The following is a 16,890-nucleotide window of genomic DNA, read 5'->3' as shown; positions in this document are numbered from 1 at the left end:
TTATCGAAGACCACGAAAGACAAGGCGCAACTCCAATGGCCGATGACAAGAAACACGCCGAAATCGACGCCGCCCTGGTTCGCCAGCTGGCCGAAATCCTGAACGAGACCGATCTGACGGAAGTCGAGGTCGAGCGCGGCGAACTGCGCATCCGCGTGGCGCGCGAAGTCACCGTCAACGCCGCCCCGGTCCAGTACGCCGCCGCCCCCGCTCCGGTCGCCGCTGCGCCCGCCGCCGCTGCTGCGCCGGCCGCCATGCCGTCGGATTCCGCCACCATCGTCGCCCGCGCCGGCGAAGAGGTGAAGTCGCCGATGGTCGGCACCGCCTATCTGCAGGCCTCGCCGGAGGCCCCGGCCTTCGTCCAGCCCGGCGACAGGGTCAAGAAGGGCCAGACCCTGCTGATCGTCGAAGCCATGAAGACGATGAACCCGATCCAGGCGCCGCGCGACGGCGTGGTGGCCGAAATCCTGGTCGGCGACGCCCAGCCGGTCGAGTTCGGCGAACCCCTCGTCCTGCTGGAAGCCTAAGGCGCCGCGATGTTCACCAAGGTCCTGATCGCCAACCGCGGCGAGATCGCGCTGCGCATCCACCGGGCGTGCAAGGAGATGGGCATCTCCACCGTCGCCGTGCACTCCGAAGCCGACCGCGGCGCCATGTGGGTGCGGCTGGCCGACGAGAGCGTCTGCATCGGCCCCGCCTCGGCCGCCAAGTCGTATCTGAACATCCCCTCGATCATCGCTGCGGCCGAGATCACCGGCGCCCAGGCGATCCACCCCGGCTATGGCTTCCTGTCCGAGAACGCCCGCTTCGCCGAGATCGTCGAGGCCCACGGCATGACTTTCATCGGTCCCAAGCCCGAGCATATCCGGGTCATGGGCGACAAGATCAGCGCCAAACAGACGGTCAAGGACGCCGGCATCCCCGTCGTTCCCGGCTCGGATGGCGAGGTCGAAACTGTCGAGGCCGCGATCGAGGCGTCCAAGTCCATCGGCTTCCCTTTGATCGTCAAGGCGGCGGCGGGCGGCGGCGGACGCGGCATGAAGGTCGCCCTGACGCCTGACGATCTGGTCGAGGCGGTCCAGACCGCCCAGTCGGAAGCTTTGGCCGCCTTCGGCAACGGCGCCGTCTATATGGAGCGCTACCTCCAGAAGCCGCGCCACATCGAAATTCAGGTCATCGCCGACAGCCACGGCAATGTCGTGCACCTGGGCGAGCGCGACTGCTCGCTGCAACGCCGTCACCAGAAGGTGCTGGAAGAGGCCCCCTCGCCCGCCCTGTCGGCGGAGGGTCGCAAGAAGATCGGCGAGACGGTCAACAAGGCCATCGCCGCCATCGGCTATCTGGGCGTCGGGACGATCGAGTTCCTGTGGGAGGACGGCGAGTTCTTCTTCATCGAGATGAACACCCGCCTGCAGGTCGAACACCCGGTCACGGAAATGATCACCGGCGTCGATCTGGTGCGTGAACAGGTGCGCATCGCCGCCGGTCTGCCGCTGTCGTTCACGCAAGAGGACATCGAGTTCCAGGGCCACGCCATCGAGGTGCGGATCAACGCCGAGAACCCGGAAACCTTCACCCCCTCGCCGGGCAAGATCACGGACTTCCACGCACCGGGCGGCCTGGGCGTGCGTCTGGATAGCGCGATCTACGCCGGCTATTCGATCCCGCCCTATTACGACAGCCTGATCGGCAAGCTGATCGTCCACGGCCGCGACCGCGAAGAGGCCATCGCGCGCCTGAAGCGTTCGCTGAACGAGGTCGTCATCGGCGGCGTCGACACGACCATTCCCCTGTTCCAGAAGCTGCTGGCCGAGCCGGACATCCTGTCGGGCGACTACGACATCCACTGGCTGGAGAAATGGGCGGCCCGTCAGAAGGGCGACGCCTGACCGACCCCGATTTCAGCGCCAGCGGGCCTTTCGGCGGTTTCGGCCCCGAGGACCTGCTGGCCTGTTACGCCCGGGGCGTGTTTCCGATGGCCGAGGCGCGCGACGATCCGCGCGTCTTCATCATCGAGCCGGAACAGCGCGGGGTCATCCCGCTGGACGCCTTCCACATTCCCAGCCGCCTGCGTCGCACCGTGCGGGGCGAACCGTTCGAGGTGCGGGTCGATACCGCCTTCGAAGCGGTGCTGGACGGCTGTGCGGCGGCGCAAGGGCCGGATCGCGAAGACACCTGGATCAACGGCCCGATCCGGCGGCTGTACGCCGCTCTGTTCGCCATGGGCTTCGTCCATTCCATCGAGTGCTGGCGTGAAGAGCGGCTGGTCGGCGGGCTTTACGGCGTGTCGCTGGGCGGGGCCTTCTTCGGCGAGAGCATGTTCAGCCGCGAGCGGGACGCGTCCAAGGTCGCTCTGGTCCATCTGGTGGCACGGTTGCGCAAAGGCGGCTGGACCTTGCTGGACGCCCAGTTCCTGACCGACCATCTCAGCCAGTTCGGTGCGGTAGAGACCCCACAGGCGGCCTATCTAGAGCGGCTTCAGCCGGCTCTGTCGGTCAGGCCAAACCAGGAGGCGTTGCGCGCGCCCCTGACCGGCGCAGAAGCGGTCGCCCTGGCCAGCGCCTAGTCTGTCCGGACACGATTTGAGACCTGTCCCGACAGGTTCGGATTGGCGTCTTCGGCCGGCCTGACGTCAATGGCGGCATGACCCAGACCCCGCCCAAAGCCCCGCCCCGCCCGTCCTTTCTTCGCGAGGTGCGAGAGATCGCCCTGACGCTGGTCTTCGCCATCATCCTGGCGCTCGCGATCCGCATCGTCCTGTTCCAGCCCTTCACCATCCCCTCGTCGTCGATGGAGCCGGGGCTGGTCACCGGCGACTATATCGTCGTATCGAAATATCCCTACGGCTGGAGCAAGGCGTCTCTGCCGTTCAACCCGCCGATGTCGCCGGGACGGCTGCTGGGGCGCGAACCGAGACGCGGCGACGTGGTGGTGTTCCGCCTGCCGCGCGACCCCAGCGAGGCCTGGATCAAGCGCGTCGTCGGCCTGCCGGGCGACACGGTTCAGGTGCGAGGCGGCGTCGTCTTCGTCAATGGCGAGCCGGTGCGCCAGACCCGGCTGGATGTCGTCGCCGATCACGATGCGCCGCAGCGACGGGTCCAGGAAGTGCGCGAGACCCTGGCCGACGGACGATCCTACGTCACCTACGACGGCGGACCGGGCCTGCCGGGCGACGACACGCCTGTGCGGCGTGTGCCGGCGGGCTGCTATCTGATGATGGGCGACAATCGCGACAACTCGCTGGACAGTCGCTGGCCGCCCGAGATCGGCGTCGGCCTGCTGCCGGCCGAAAACATCATCGGCCGGGCCGAGGTGGTGCTGGCCTCATGGAAGCCGGGCGCCAGCCTGTTCAAGCCCTGGACGTGGCTGAACCTTCAGTGGGATCGGTTCCTGGTCCGCATCCGCTAACGCGCGCGGTACTCATCGAAGCTGACGACGCCGTCGTGATTGCGGTCCAGCCGGTCGAAATCGGCGCGGGTGGGCGAGGACTGTGCCAGAGAGGGCGCGGCGACGGCGCCCAGCGCCAGGCCCGCGACAGCGGCGGCCAGCAGGGGTCGCCAGCTCAGGCGGGGTTGAGGACGCGCGGATGAAGTCGCGTTCAACTCGGCGTCAATGAACCGGCGAATGGCGTCGCTGGCCGTCCGGCCCTCGTCACGGCACCGGGCCATGAAGGCTGTCTTGGTCGCGTGCGGCAGTCGGATTTCGACCGTTTCGGTCTTCTTGGGCGGCTTGTTGCGATTCATGGCGCGCCTCCTTGCGACGTCAGAGCTCAGTTCTTACAGCCGACGACCCAGGCGTCGTAGTAGGGGTTCTGGATGCCGCTGACGGCGGGCGACGAGGCGAACATCCAGCCGCGGAAGATCTGGCGGCCTTCCTGCCGGCCGCGCGCCTGAAGCGACACGTCCATATAGGCGATGGCGTCTTCGGTCAGTTCGTCGGGCGTCGTCACCTCGCAGGCGCGGGCCGCGAAGATCAGATTCTGGTTGAAGCGCACGGGGCGACCGCCGACCTCGACCTCGAACTTCATCGTCTCGGCGGTGACCTTGTCGATGGCCTGGATGATCGCGAATTTGCGACGCTGGCGGCGCGCGGGCGTGGCGGGCTGGTCGATGGCCTTGGTCGCGACGGGCTTCTCGGCCGCGACTTCCGCCTCGGCCTTTTCCTCGACGGCGGCGTCCTCGGCGATGACGACGTTGGGCGGCGGGGCCACGGCGACCGGAGAGCGCGGAGCCGGCGCGCCCGCAGGCGGCGTCTCGGTCGGGACCGAGGGCTGGGCCGGGGTGGTGCGAAGAATGTCGCCGATCGGATCCTGAATCGGACGTGCATCGCGCGGCGCGTCCTGAAGCACGCTGGCGGTCACCGCGCCGGCGCTCAGCACGGCCGCGACGGACGCCGCGCTCAACAGGATGCGGCGGATTTTCACTCGGGCGTCCAGGCCTGATAGTCGCCGGTCGCGGCCGGGCGCTTGGCGTCGCCGGCCAGCGAACCGGGCGGACGCCAGGCCAGAGGCGTGCCGGTCAGATTGGGCAGATGCTCCTTCTCCCAGGCGCGACGCGGCAGCGGCTGCTCGGTTGGCGGCTGGTCGAAGGTGTAGTGCAGCCAGCCGTGCCAGTCGGGCGTCACCTTGGACGCCTCGGCATAGCCGTCATAGATGACCCAGCGACGCTTGCGGCCGTCGTAGCTGACGTTGTCGCGGCTCTCGTAATAGCGATTGCCGTTCTCGTCCTGGCCGACGAAGCGACCGCGCTTGGCGATGGTGAACCGGGTGCCGATCGTGGCGCCCTCCCACCAGCCGAAAATCTTGCTCAACACGTCGTGGAATCCAACCGTAAGGGGTCGCCGGAAAGGGAGGCGGCGTCTGGTGCGGATCATAGAAACCCGCGCCGTCTTCGTCTAGCGTTCAAGCGCCTTGCAGTGAATCGATATCTTGTGGGCAAACCCGCCCTGCGACACCAGATGTATTGGCTAAGACGCGTGCGCATCCTAGGCTTGCCCCAACCTTTCGGAGAGACGCCGCCATGCGCTTTCAATCCGGCTTCGCCGCTCGCGTCGAACGAGTCGCGATGGAGACCCGCGCCATCGAGCGCCCATCCGGCGTGCAACAGGTCCTGGCCCCCGCCGGCTGGTCCGACGTCCGGATCGAGGCCTGGCTGGACTGGGTCGAGGCGGAGGGGTTCGCAACGCCCCTGTCGGGCGACTGGCTGAACGGCGGCGTCGACTCCTGGGCCGAACGGCTGGCGGCGACGGGTGTTACAGAGGGCGTGTTCGACCGGGCTGAGGCCGCCGCGTTCGTCGAGGAGCTGTCGGGCGCCTTCAGGCTGGGCCTGGCGGCGCCGGCCGCGTCCGGACCTGCGGCCGTCGGCGTCGTCGATCTGAACGACCCCGGCGCAGCCGCCCGGTTGAAGGCGCACGCCGGACGGCGCGCGGCCGCGCGTCTGGGGGCCCAGGCGGCCGATGCCTTGGCCGAGGCGCTGGCGGGCGTGGCCGATGCGGTGGATCGCTGCGAAGGTCCGCGCGGCGACTGCGGCGACCCTTCGCGCAATCCCGCCCTGGGCCGTGCGGCGGCGCTGGCGCGGCGGTGCGGCGCCAGCGACGCCGATATTCTGAGAGCCGTCGACGGCGAACGGCCCACCATGGCCCTGGAACCGGTGGTCGAAGGCGCGCCTCTGGTCGCCCTGGCGGACCGGACCCAGATCGCAGCGGGCGCGCCCGAAGCCTTGCTGGCGGCCGAGGCGGCGCTGGACGGCGGCCTGATCGTCGCCTTCGACCCCCGCGATGCGGAAACCGCGACGACGCACACCGCGCGGGCCTTGATCGACCTAGGCGCCGTGCTGGCGCTCGACGGAGACATGACGACCAATCTGGCGGATCTGACCCGCCTGCTGACGGTGGCGCTGGACCTACAGTCCACGCAGCCCGGTCCCATCGCGTTGGGACTGGACGGGTTGCTGGAGGCCCTCGCGGCTGACGACGACCGCACGTCTCAGGCGCGGACGTTAGCGGAGCTGGTTGCGGCGACGGCGGCGCAGACCTCGGCTGAACTGGCGTCCCTGCGCGGTCCCTGCCCCGACTGGGAAGACCAAAAGAAGCCACTTCGCCATTCGGCCATCGGCCTGTTCGTCGACGATGCGGAGGCGCGGCTGCGGCTGGGCCTGGGCCGCGTCGCCGCGGTCGACGTGTTCCAGACGGCCGACGGCGAGATCGGTCGCCGGCTGCACCCCGCGCTTGCCTCGGCCATCACGGCGGCGGGCGGCGATGTCGAGGCGGCGGAGCGGTGGACCTTCGGTCGTCGCACCCTGGTCGAGGCGCCAGGCATCGACCACACAACCCTGCGCGCGCTGGGCTTCACGGACATCGAACTGGCCGCCATCGAGACCGCCCTGGGCTGGGCCGAGGATTTCGACACGGTCTTCGCCGCCCCCGTCCTGGACCCCGGCTTCATCCGCGACGTGCTGGGCGTGGAAGACGGCGATGGTCTGCTGCTGACCCTGCTGGGCGTGTCGGAAGAGGCGGAGACGGCGGCGGCGCGCTGGGCCTTCGGTCATGGCGATCTGCGCGACTGGCCCGAGGCGCCGGGCGGCGTCGCCGCTCTGCTGGCCGATCCGGCGGCGGCGGCGGCTGAGTTGCGGCGCGCCGTCGAACCGTTCAGCGACATGCCGGATCTCGCGGTCGAACCGATGGACTGGCGCACGACCTCGACCCAGGCCGCGCGACTGCTGAGTCAGGGCGCGCTGGACGGTCGTCGCGCCCTTCGCCTGTCGCGCGCCGCGCCGCCCGGCGGCCCGCTGCTGTCCTTGCCAAACATCGACGCCGCCCGCCCCGAGCTTGGCCGTCCTGAACCTGTCCGCGAAGCCCCTCGCCCGGCTCCGACGGAACGGGTCGTCGAACGCGTGGTCGAGCGCGAACGCGCGCGCCGCAAACTGCCCGACCGGCGCAAGGGCTATATCCAGAAGGCCGCCGTCGGGGGCCACAAGGTCTATATCCACACCGGCGAATACGAAGACGGCGAACTGGGCGAGATCTTCATCGACATGCACAAGGAAGGCGCCGCCTTCCGCAGCCTGATGAACAACTTCGCCATCGCCATCTCCATCGGCCTGCAATACGGCGTGCCGCTGGACGAATTCGTTGACGCCTTCGTCTTCACCCGGTTCGAGCCGGCCGGCCGCGTCACCGGCAACGATTCCATCAAGTCGGCGACCTCGATTCTGGACTACATCTTCCGCGAACTGGGCGTCTCCTATCTGGACCGCGTCGAGCTGGCCAATGCCGGGACCGACGATCTGAACGCGGATGGACTGGGGGACGGCAAACCCGACGCCAACGCGGCCGTGCCCGCCGCCCGCTTCATCTCTAAAGGGTTCGCGCGCGGTTCCGCGCCCGACAACCTGGTCGTCCTGCCCTTCGGCAAGAAGGGGGAGCCGGAAGCCCGCGCCGCCGCCGCTAACAGCGAGGCCGTCGCCTGCCCCGCCTGCGGCGATTTCAGCCTGCAGCAACGCGGCGCGGCCTGGGTGTGCGACACCTGCGGGGCGGTCCCCGCGCTTCAGGGCGGCGATCAGGGCTAGGTTAAGGGTTATGGCCTAGGGTTTGCTGACAGACGATCGAACGTCGGAGCCCGGTCCATGAAACGCACACTTTCCCTCGGCCTGATCGCCGCCCTGCTGGCCGTCGCCGCGCCCGCCCTGGCCCAGAACGCGGGTCAGATCGCCAGTGTGCGGCGCGGCACCTCCTGCGCCGGTTGCAATCTTTTTCAGGGTGACTTTTCGGGGCTGGAGGCGCGGGGCCTGAACCTGGCCGGCTCACGCCTGCGTCAGGCGGACCTGAGCCTGTCGGTGATGAACCGCACGCGCTTCTCCAACACCGACATGCGCGACGTCGAGGCCTATGGCGGCGTCTTCTCCGGCTCCAACTTCTCGCGCGCCAACCTGACCAACGCCAGCTTCGTCGGCGCCTATCTGGAGGGCGCTAGCTTCGCCGGCGCGACCCTCTCGGGGACCAATCTGTCGGGCGCCCAGCTGGCGCGGGCCACAGGCCTGACCCAGGCCCAACTGAACCGGGCCTGCGGCGACGCCTCCACCGTCCTGCCTCGGGGCTTGCGCATTCCGGCCTGCTGAGCGGCGCCGACCTTGCCTCGATTTCATGAAGTTACCTCGATTTAAGTAGGTGTCGCCGGGCTTTCGAGGCATTCAGAGTGCGTGAAACAGATCGCTGAACATATCCGGGTCCGCCCGACATTGGCCCTGCTGACGCTGGGACTGGCGCTCGCCGCCTCGCCCGCCTTCGCCGGGGTCGAGATGTCGATGCAGGACCGCGACGTGGCGCGTTCGGTGTCGTTGGGCGGATCGTGCAACCGCTGCGAACTGTCCGGCCGCAATCTTTCGGGCGCGACCTTCACCGGCGCCAGCTTCATGAACGCCACCCTGGTCGGCGCCAATCTGCGCGGCGCCGAGATGATGGGCTCCAACTTCACCGGCAGCGATTTCAGTCGCGCCAACATGGGCGGCGTCGAGATCGTCGGCGCCAACTTCACCCTGGCCAACTTCACCGGGGCGCAGATCAATGGCGCCGAGGCGCAAGGGTCGTCCTTCATTCGCGCCAACCTGACCCGTGCCAATCTGTCCGGCAGCGAGATGCACGGGGTCAACTTCACCGGCGCCACCCTGTCTGGAGCCAACTTCTCCAACTCGGAACTGTTCGGCGCCACCCTGGCCAATGTCCGCGCGTCCGGCGCCAACTTCTCCAATGCCGAAGTCACGGCCTCGAACCTTTCGGGCGGCGATTTCTCCAGCGCGGACTTCTCGAACGCCAGCCTGGATGGGGCGCGTCTGACCGGCGGCAGCTTCTCGCGCGCCGACTTTTCCAACGCCTCGCTGCGTCGCACGGACATTCGCGGCGCCGACCTGTCGGGCGCGCGCGGCCTGACCCAAGACCAGATCAGCGAAGCGTGCGGCGACGGCTCGACCCGCCTGCCCGGCCGCCTGACGCCCCAGGCCTGCCGCAGCAGCTCGATCCGCGTGATCCGCACGGCGCCCACGCCGCCGGTCCCGCCCCGCGTGCGCAACTTCGTCAACGCGCAGAACTAGCGCGCCCAGGCGCTCCTCGCCTCAGGGCGGGACCCACTCACAAAATTCTTCAGCGATCCCGAAGCCGGATCGGCCCAAGCCCAACCGGATCGCAGCAAGACGCGGCCCAATGCCGTCCTGGCGGCCGCCGTAGCTCATTCAGTCTACCGATTACCTAGACAGCAAAACGGCCCCCGGATGGCTCCGGGGGCCGTTCTGTTACGCGACTTTGTCTTTGGCCTATGCGCGCCTCGCGGAGGCGGGCGGCTTGAGGCCGTTTCGCTTAGGCGATGATCTTGGCCACGACGCCGGCGCCGACGGTGCGGCCGCCTTCACGGATGGCGAAGCGCAGGCCCTGGTCCATCGCGATCGGGGTGATCAGCTCGACGTTCAGCTCGGCGTTGTCGCCCGGCATGATCATCTCGACGCCTTCCTTCAGCTGAACGATGCCGGTCACGTCCGTCGTGCGGAAGTAGAACTGCGGGCGATAGTTCGTGAAGAACGGGGTGTGACGACCGCCCTCTTCCTTGGTCAGGATGTAGGCTTCGGCAAGGAACTTGGTGTGCGGGGTGATGGAGCCCGGCTTGCACAGCACCTGGCCGCGCTCGACGTCTTCACGCTTGGTGCCGCGCAGCAGCACGCCGACGTTGTCGCCCGCTTGGCCCTGGTCCAGCAGCTTGCGGAACATTTCCACGCCCGTGCAGGTCGTCTTCTGGACCGGACGGATGCCGACGATCTCGACTTCTTCGCCGACCTTGATGATGCCCTTCTCGACGCGGCCCGTGACCACGGTGCCGCGGCCCGAGATCGAGAACACGTCTTCGACCGGCATCAGGAACGGCAGGTCGACCGGACGCTCCGGCTGCGGGATGTAGGCGTCGACGGTTTCCATCAGGGCCAGAACGCGCTGTTCGCCGATTTCCGGGTTCACGCCGTCGGTCGCGGCCTTGGCCGAACCCTTGGTGATCGGAATGTCGTCGCCGGGGAACTGGTACGACGAAAGCAGCTCGCGCACTTCCATCTCGACCAGCTCGAGCAGCTCTTCGTCGTCGACCAGGTCGACCTTGTTCATGAAGACCACCAGGGCCGGCACGCCGACCTGACGGGCCAGCAGGATGTGCTCGCGCGTCTGCGGCATCGGGCCGTCAGCGGCCGACACCACCAGGATCGCGCCGTCCATCTGCGCCGCGCCGGTGATCATGTTCTTCACATAGTCGGCGTGGCCGGGGCAGTCGACGTGGGCGTAGTGACGGTTGGCCGTCTCATATTCCACGTGCGCGGTGTTGATCGTGATGCCGCGCGCCTTCTCTTCCGGCGCAGCGTCGATGTCGGCGTAGTTCATCGCCTTCGCGCCGCCGGCCTTCGCCAGCGTCATCGTGATCGCAGCCGTCAACGTCGTCTTGCCGTGGTCAACGTGACCAATCGTGCCGATGTTGCAGTGCGGCTTCGTCCGTTCGAACTTTTCCTTGGCCATGGCCAAACTCCTGATGGCCCGGGTCCGTCAGCGGAGGGGCGCGATGCTGATCTTTTTTAAAAACCTGGAGCGGGTAGACGGGATCGAACCGACATCCTCAGCTTGGAAGGCTGCTGCACTACCATTGTGCTATACCCGCGCGGAGACTGCGGAAGTTCTTTCGGAACGCCGCAGCCGGTTCCTCTCCGTCGTCCTGATCCGTCGTATCCGTCAAGGCGCGTGGTGGGGGAAGAAGGACTCGAACCTTCGAAGCTTACGCAGGGGATTTACAGTCCCCCCCCTTTGCCGCTCGGGACATTCCCCCAGCGCGCCTTGTCGAACCGTCGGACCCCTCGTTTCCGCCCATAAAGAAGCGGGACGAAACAAAAGCCTTCGGCTTGTCGCCTCCTCTAGGATAGAGGGGGCGCCCAGACCCGAAAGCCCTTGGGGCTCCAAATCGGAGGGCGTCTTATAGTGTCGTCGAAATCAGAACGCAACGACCGTAAAAGCGGTAAAAAATCGGTCTTCGGAAACCGTCCCGACGGCCCCCGCGACAAGGGTCAAAAGCCCGCTGCGCAAGGGTTTGGCCGGCGCGAGGAAACCCCTCGTCAGCCCCGTTCGCCCGATCGGGGCAAGTCGGACGCCGATAATTTTCTGTGGGGGCGCCACCCGGTTTTGGCCGCTCTGGCGAATCCCGCCCGTCGCGGCATGGGTCGTCTGCTGGCCACGGCCGAGCGCGCCGCCGAAATCGAGAACAATGCTCTCGCAAACGGCCACAGGATCGAGGTGGTCGATATCCAGACCCTGACCCGGATGCTGCCCCCCGGCGCCGTGCATCAGGGACTGGCCTTCAAGGTCCAGCCGCTGGAAGGCGTATCGCTGGAAGAGCTGGCCGAGCCGGCTGAGGGCGTCATCGTCATGCTGGATCAGCTGACCGACCCTCAGAACGTCGGCGCCATCTTCCGATCGGCCCTGGCGTTCGGCGCGCGGGGAATCATCGTTCAGGACCGTCACGCTCCGGCCCTCGCCGGCGCCCTGGCCAAGGCGGCCGTCGGCGCCACCGAACGCCTGCCCCATGCGCGCGTCACGAATCTGTCCCGTGCGCTGGAGCGGCTGGCTGATCTGGGCTGGCGCGCCGTCGGCCTGGATGGAACGGGCGAACAGACGCTGGAAGAGGCGCTGGATCATCAGCCGACCGTTCTGGTCATGGGGTCCGAAGGCGACGGCATCCGTCGCCTGGTCGCCGAACATTGCGACGTTCTGGCCAAGATCCCCATGCCGGGCGGATTCGAGAGCCTGAACGTGTCCAATGCGGCGGCGATCGCGCTTTATGAGGCGGCGCGCGCGCAACGCGGCTGACAGAACGCCGCCCCGAGGCTAAGGAGCGGAAATGGAATTCCTCTCGTCTCCCGAACTCGCCAGCCAGGCCACGGCCCTCGGCCAGGTCCTGCTGATGGATCTTGTCCTGGCCGGCGACAACGCCGTCGCCGTGGGCCTGGCCGCCGCCGCCCTGCCACAGGACCAGCGCAAGAAGGCAATTCTGATCGGCTTGGCCGCCGCCGTCGTCATGCGAATCGGCTTTGCGCTGATCACCGTGCAGCTTCTGGCCCTGGTTGGCCTGCTGCTGGCCGGCGGACTGCTGCTGCTGTGGGTGTGCTGGAAGATGTGGCGCGAACTGCGCGAGCAGGCGACCCACGACCAGGCCGAGGCCGAAAAGGAACTCGAACTGGCCATGAGCATCGAGCACGGCTCTGGTCCGTCGCCCGAGGAACTGGGCATCAAGCGCAAGAGCTTCGGCGCCGCCCTGATTCAGATCATGGTCGCCGATATCACCATGTCGCTGGACAATGTGCTGGCCGTCGCCGGCGCCGCGCACGAACACCCCTGGATTATGGTCTTCGGCCTGATGCTGTCGATCGCCCTGATGGGCGTCGCCGCCACCTATATCGCCAAGCTGCTGCACCGCTTCAGCTGGATCGGCTATATCGGCCTGGTCGTGGTCCTGTATGTCGCCCTGCACATGATCTGGGACGGCGCCCGTCAGGTGGTGGTCCGCACCGGCCATATGGACGAGTTCAACGCCTCGGCCCCGGCCTTCCTTGAGATCGGTCCCGAGGAAGCGGCCAAACACCTGGGCCAGAAGCGCACCGAGGACAGCCCGACGCCGGCGCCCGCCGAACCGACGGTCGCGCCATGACCGTCGCCGCCGTCACCGTCGAAGAGGCCGCCGCCTGGCTTCAGGCCGGCGAAGCGGTGTTGATCGATGTGCGCGAGCCGGACGAGTTCGCCGCCGCCCGCATCGACGGCGCGATCCTGGCCCCGCTCAGCCAGATGCCCGCCGCCTGGGAGGCGCTGGACCTTCCGGCCGACAAGAAGATCATCGTCCAATGCCTGAAGGGCGGCCGCAGCCACCAGGTCTGCGCCTTCGTCGGCCCGACCGGCCCCGACGGCCAGCCGTTGTTCAACCTGACCGGCGGCATCCAGGCCTGGAACGCGGCGGGGCTTCCCGTCGTGTTCGCCGAACAGGACTGATCAGCGACCGCGCAGCCAGCCGGTGACCGAAATCCGGTCCGCCGCCGCCGACAGTGCGACCTGCGTCACCGAATGGGGCGTCGGCACCTTCAGCAGATTCAGGGTGTTGAAGCGCGGCGTGAAGGCCTCCGCCACATTGCCGTCGGCGCCATGGAAGGCCAGCAGGCCGCCCCACTCGATTCGCCAGGCCGGCGTCAGGCTCAGCACATAGGCGAAGAAGCGATTCTTGCCCTCGGCGTGATCGTCATGCTCGGTCAGGAAATGACCGGCGCGATAGCGGGTCAGTTGCGCATCGGCCAAGGCGAGCCGCGGCTCGCCCGTCACGTCCCGCATCAGGCCCAGAAAGGCCTCGCCGTTCAGAAAGGCCAACAGATCGGCCCATATCGGCGCCGCCTGCCCCGCCTGGACCAGATCGTAGATCGGGTGATTGTCGTACAAATACTGGAAGTCGGCCTGGGCCGACACCTGCACCGCCTGACCCAACGCCTGCTTCTGATCCGGCGTCAGGGAAGCCAGCCAGGCGGCGGGCAGATCGACATGACCCGTCCCGCGTCGCGTCACGACATTGTAGTCGACGCGCGTCGCCACGTCGTAGAGCGCCTGCGCGTCCGTGGGAGCCAGGACGCCGTCGATCTGCGCCCGCCCCGTGCGCGCCAGCCGCTCGCGAATGGCGGCACGCGCTGCCTCGGTCAGGGGCGTCAGGGTCGGCGTCATCGCTTATCCCCTTTCGGATCAGGCGTCCGCGCCGCCGAAGCGTTCGGACCATTCCGCGACCTGGGCATCCTCGATCTTGGCGAAAAGCACGCCCTGAGCTTCCACCTTGCCGCCCACAGGCAGACGGTTCAGCAGATCCTCGTCGGCGCCAGGCCAGCTCAGATCCTCCACCCCAACCGACGCCGCGATCCTGGGCGCGGTGAAGGGCAGGATCGGCGCGGCCAGACGCGCGAACAGGGCCACCAGGTTCAGACCCGTGCGCACCCCGACCGCCGCGCGGTCGCGATCGGTCTTCAGCGCCGTCCAAGGCGCCGCGACCTGCAGATACTCGTTGCCCAGCACCCAGGCGGCGCGAATGGCGACGGCGGCCTTTCTGAACTCCATCGCCTCCAGCTGTTCGGTCGCCTCGGCGACGGCGGCCTTGATGTCGGCCTCCAGCTGGATTTCGACCGGTCCGGCCTCGCCGCCTTCGGGCACCACGCCGTCGAACTTGGATTCCGCGAACTTGACGATGCGGTTGACGAAGTTACCCAGCACATCGGCCAGGTCCTTGTTGGTCGAGGCCTGGAAGTCCTCCCAGGTGAAGGCCGAATCCGCGTGCTCGGGCCCATAGGCCGTCAGGCGCCAGCGCCAGTAGTCGGCCGGCAGCAGCTCCAGCGCCTGATCCATGAAGACGCCGCGCTTTTGGCTGGTGGAGAACTTGCCGCCGTACCAGTTCAGCCAGTTGAAGGCCTTCAGCTGGTCCACCGTCTTCCATGGCTCGCCCGAGCCGATGATGGTCGCGGGGAAGCTGACGGTGTGGAAGGCGACGTTGTCCTTGCCCATGAACTGGACGTAGCGAACGTCCTCAGCGCCCTCATCCAGACGCCACCAGTCACGCCATGCCCCGCCGGTAGCCTCGGCCCACTCCTCGGTCGCGGCGATATATTCGATGGGGGCGTCGAACCAGACGTAGAAGACCTTGTCCTCCATGCCCGGACGGGGGAAGCCGTCTTTCGTCACCGGCACGCCCCAAGCCAGGTCGCGGGTGATGCCCCGGTCGATCAGCCCCTCGTCCAGGTGTTTGTAGGCGATGGACTTGGCCAGCTGTTGCCAGCCGGTCTTGCCATCGACCCAGGCGCGGATTTCCGGCTCGATCTTGGTCTGGAGCAGATAGAGGTGACGCGTGTCGCGCACCTCCAGGTTCTTGGAGCCCGACACCGACGAATAGGGATCGATCAGGTCGGTCGGGTCCAGCAGGCGTCCGCAGTTGTCGCACTGATCGCCACGCGCGCCGACATGGCCGCAGTGGGGGCAGGTTCCCTCGACATAGCGGTCGGGCAGGAAGCGGGCGTCGTCGATCGAATAGATCATCCGATCCACCCGCTCCTCGATCAGACCGTTCTTCTCCAGCGCCTCGGCGAAATGCTGGGTCAACCGATGGTTCTGCGGGTTCGACGACCGGCCGAACCAGTCGTAGCTGAGTCCGAAGGCCTGACCGGCGGCCTTCTGGATCTCGTGCTGCTCGTCGCAATAGGTCCGCACGTCCTGGCCGGCGGCGGCGGCGGCCAGCTCGGCTGGGGTGCCGTGTTCGTCGGTGGCGCAGATATAGAGGACCTCATGCCCTTGGGCCCGCTTGAACCGGGCCCAGACGTCGGCCGGCAACATCGAGCCCGCCAGATTCCCCAGGTGCTTGATGCCGTTGATGTAGGGCAGCGCCGAGGTGATGAGGATGCGGGCCATGATCGTCCAGGTGTTCGGGGAAGCGCAGGGATATAGAGTGGCGGCGCAATTTCCTCAAACGCCTTGCGGCAGACGGCGCGCAATACGTATGAAACGCCCGGTCAGCAGGGTCGAGGACGCCAGACTGGCGATCACCACCGCCCAGACCAGGCCATTGACGCCCATCTGATGCGCCAGCACCCAGCCCAGCGGCATCATCACCGCCCCATAGGCGGCGAAATGCATGATGGTGGGCCACCAGACGTCGCCCGCCGCCCGGTTGGCCTGGGCCGCCACGACCTGAATGCCGTCCGCCACAAAGAACAGCGTCGCCAGCACCAGGGCCGGCGCGGCGATGGCCAGCAGAGCCGGATCGCGATTATAGGCGCCGACGATCAGATGGGCGCTGGGCCAGACCAGCAGGGCGACCACCAGCGTCAAAGCCGTGACGACGCCCAGCCCGACCAGACCGGCACGCAACACCCCTCGCCCGTCGCCGGCGCCATAGCTGCGGCCCACCAGCACCGCCGTCGCCGACGACAGCCCCATCGGCAGCATGAAGACGATCGCCGAGACGTTCAGCACCACCGCCCAGGCCGCTGTCTCCGCCGTGCCGATTTGACCGGCGAAGAAGGTGAAACCGGAAAAGGCGCCGACCTCGATGAAATAGGAGGCCCCGGCGCCCAGGCCGACCTTGACCTGCTCGCGCGCGGCCTTGGGATCGCGCTCGGGCTTGTCGAAGATGCCCAGCGCCCGCGCCTCGGGCAGACGCAAGATGTAGATCACCAGAAAGATCGCCAGCGCCGCCCGCGCGCCGAACGTCGCCCAGGCCGAGGCGAAGGCGCCGTCGAAGCCGAAGCCGAGCAGGTCCGGCACCAGCACGATGTTCAGCACCAGATTGACCCCGTTCGCCACCCACATGGCGACCATGCCGGGCTTGGGCCGGCCCAGAGCCTCCAAGAAGAACTGGCCCGTCACCGAGATCAGATAGAAGGGCATGGACAGGGCGAAGACGATCAGGGCAGGCCCGGCGCCCTCCGCCAGACCGTCCTCCAGCCCCAGCTTGCCCAGCCCCCACGGGCCGATGGCGATCAGGGCGATCATCGACACAACGCCGATCTGCAACGAATAGGTCAGGCCGCGACGCAGCACCGAGCCGACCGCGTGCCGACGCCCCTCGCCCAGCATCCTCGCCGTCATCACCTGCACGCCCAGCATCAGCCCGACCGCCGTCGTCACAACGATGGACGTCGGCGCCCAGGCCAACGAATGGAACGCCAGTTCCCGGCTGGAATAGTTGCCCACCACGATGGCGTCGGTCAGCCCCATCGTCATGATGCCGATACGCGCCAGGATCACCGGCCATGCCAGGTTCAGCAGGTCGCGGAAGGCGGTACGGGTCTGGGGGCTAAGCGCGATCATCGGACG

Annotated in this window: 17 protein-coding genes and 2 tRNA genes; 10 read left to right on the top strand and 9 right to left on the bottom strand. The window is 67.6% G+C overall.

The features are described from left to right. The first annotated feature begins 35 nt into the window (after nt 1-35). The 4 genes from accB (at nt 36) to lepB (ending at nt 3,408) form a co-directional block, all read left to right on the top strand. Nucleotides 36-527, top strand: a complete 492-nt coding sequence (gene accB / locus HF680_RS08655) for an acetyl-CoA carboxylase biotin carboxyl carrier protein (RefSeq protein WP_185224765.1) — start codon at nt 36-38, stop codon at nt 525-527. A 9-nt stretch (nt 528-536) separates the two neighbouring features. After that, complete coding sequence (gene accC, locus HF680_RS08650) at nt 537-1,889, top strand: acetyl-CoA carboxylase biotin carboxylase subunit (RefSeq protein WP_039247910.1); 1,353 nt, start codon at nt 537-539, stop codon at nt 1,887-1,889. Further along, nucleotides 1,859-2,566 (top strand): leucyl/phenylalanyl-tRNA--protein transferase, encoded by a 708-nt coding sequence (gene aat / locus HF680_RS08645; protein ID WP_205196156.1) that lies wholly within the window; start codon nt 1,859-1,861, stop codon nt 2,564-2,566. Before accC ends, aat begins: the two co-directional genes overlap by 31 nt. Nucleotides 2,567-2,643: 77 nt before the next feature. Further along, nucleotides 2,644-3,408, top strand: a complete 765-nt coding sequence (gene lepB / locus HF680_RS08640) for a signal peptidase I (protein ID WP_185224764.1) — start codon at nt 2,644-2,646, stop codon at nt 3,406-3,408. Here the strand turns inward: lepB and HF680_RS08635 are convergent. From HF680_RS08635 to HF680_RS08625, 3 genes are read right to left on the bottom strand one after another with little or no spacing between them, the layout of a single operon-like run. After that, nucleotides 3,405-3,743, bottom strand: coding sequence for an EF-hand domain-containing protein (locus HF680_RS08635; RefSeq protein ID WP_185224763.1), 339 nt, complete (start codon nt 3,741-3,743; stop codon nt 3,405-3,407). The two genes, lepB and HF680_RS08635, sit on opposite strands and share 4 nt — an antisense overlap. A 26-nt stretch (nt 3,744-3,769) precedes the next feature. After that, nucleotides 3,770-4,423, bottom strand: coding sequence for a DUF2155 domain-containing protein (locus tag HF680_RS08630; protein ID WP_039247906.1), 654 nt, complete (start codon nt 4,421-4,423; stop codon nt 3,770-3,772). Continuing rightward, nucleotides 4,420-4,812 carry an NADH:ubiquinone oxidoreductase subunit NDUFA12 gene (locus HF680_RS08625; protein WP_039247905.1) on the bottom strand — a complete coding sequence of 131 codons (393 nt, stop codon included), beginning with the start codon at nt 4,810-4,812 and terminating at the stop codon, nt 4,420-4,422. The genes HF680_RS08630 and HF680_RS08625 overlap by 4 nt, the downstream gene beginning before the upstream one ends. A gap of 206 nt (nt 4,813-5,018) precedes the next feature. Here HF680_RS08625 and HF680_RS08620 point away from each other — a divergent pair, with 206 nt between their 5' ends. The 3 genes from HF680_RS08620 (at nt 5,019) to HF680_RS08610 (ending at nt 9,083) form a co-directional block, all read left to right on the top strand. Then, entirely contained in the window at nt 5,019-7,565 is a 2,547-nt protein-coding gene (locus tag HF680_RS08620) for a TSCPD domain-containing protein (RefSeq protein WP_185224762.1), read from the top strand. A gap of 57 nt (nt 7,566-7,622) precedes the next feature. Next, nucleotides 7,623-8,114 (top strand): pentapeptide repeat-containing protein, encoded by a 492-nt coding sequence (locus HF680_RS08615; protein WP_185224761.1) that lies wholly within the window; start codon nt 7,623-7,625, stop codon nt 8,112-8,114. An 81-nt stretch (nt 8,115-8,195) separates the two neighbouring features. Next, complete coding sequence (locus HF680_RS08610; protein WP_185224760.1) at nt 8,196-9,083, top strand: pentapeptide repeat-containing protein; 888 nt, start codon at nt 8,196-8,198, stop codon at nt 9,081-9,083. A gap of 262 nt (nt 9,084-9,345) precedes the next feature. Here the strand turns inward: HF680_RS08610 and tuf are convergent, their stop codons facing one another. From tuf to HF680_RS08595, 3 genes are all read right to left on the bottom strand, one after another. Beyond that, nucleotides 9,346-10,536 (bottom strand): elongation factor Tu, encoded by a 1,191-nt coding sequence (gene tuf, locus HF680_RS08605; RefSeq protein ID WP_017506879.1) that lies wholly within the window; start codon nt 10,534-10,536, stop codon nt 9,346-9,348. Between the two features lie 65 nt (nt 10,537-10,601). Then, nucleotides 10,602-10,675, bottom strand: a tRNA-Gly gene (locus HF680_RS08600). 81 nt (nt 10,676-10,756) lie between these two features. Continuing rightward, a tRNA-Tyr gene (locus HF680_RS08595) sits at nt 10,757-10,840 on the bottom strand. 149 nt (nt 10,841-10,989) lie between these two features. Between HF680_RS08595 and rlmB the strand changes: the two genes are divergently transcribed. The 3 genes from rlmB to HF680_RS08580 are packed head-to-tail and all read left to right on the top strand — an operon-like array spanning nt 10,990 to nt 13,047. Further along, complete coding sequence (gene rlmB / locus HF680_RS08590) at nt 10,990-11,874, top strand: 23S rRNA (guanosine(2251)-2'-O)-methyltransferase RlmB (RefSeq protein WP_185224759.1); 885 nt, start codon at nt 10,990-10,992, stop codon at nt 11,872-11,874. Between the two features lie 31 nt (nt 11,875-11,905). Further along, nucleotides 11,906-12,712 carry a TerC family protein gene (locus tag HF680_RS08585; protein ID WP_039247631.1) on the top strand — a complete coding sequence of 269 codons (807 nt, stop codon included), beginning with the start codon at nt 11,906-11,908 and terminating at the stop codon, nt 12,710-12,712. Continuing rightward, nucleotides 12,709-13,047: a rhodanese-like domain-containing protein gene (locus HF680_RS08580; protein ID WP_185224758.1), complete on the top strand. Its 339-nt coding sequence runs from the start codon at nt 12,709-12,711 to the stop codon at nt 13,045-13,047. The genes HF680_RS08585 and HF680_RS08580 overlap by 4 nt, the downstream gene beginning before the upstream one ends. On the opposite strand, the gene HF680_RS08575 is transcribed toward HF680_RS08580, so the two are convergent. From HF680_RS08575 to HF680_RS08565, 3 genes are read right to left on the bottom strand one after another with little or no spacing between them, the layout of a single operon-like run. After that, nucleotides 13,048-13,761 (bottom strand): 2OG-Fe(II) oxygenase, encoded by a 714-nt coding sequence (locus HF680_RS08575; protein WP_185224757.1) that lies wholly within the window; start codon nt 13,759-13,761, stop codon nt 13,048-13,050. Nucleotides 13,762-13,779: 18 nt separating this feature from the next. Further along, complete coding sequence (gene metG / locus HF680_RS08570) at nt 13,780-15,483, bottom strand: methionine--tRNA ligase (protein ID WP_185224756.1); 1,704 nt, start codon at nt 15,481-15,483, stop codon at nt 13,780-13,782. Between the two features lie 54 nt (nt 15,484-15,537). Then, a complete protein-coding gene (locus HF680_RS08565; protein ID WP_185224755.1) occupies nt 15,538-16,884 on the bottom strand; it encodes an MATE family efflux transporter in 1,347 nt (448 codons plus the stop codon). Between the last annotated feature and the right edge of the window lie 6 nt (nt 16,885-16,890).

The sequence above is a fragment of the Brevundimonas huaxiensis genome (genome assembly GCF_014218725.1).
Taxonomy (GTDB): domain Bacteria; phylum Pseudomonadota; class Alphaproteobacteria; order Caulobacterales; family Caulobacteraceae; genus Brevundimonas; species Brevundimonas huaxiensis.
This window is presented reverse-complemented; position numbering and strand designations above follow the sequence as displayed.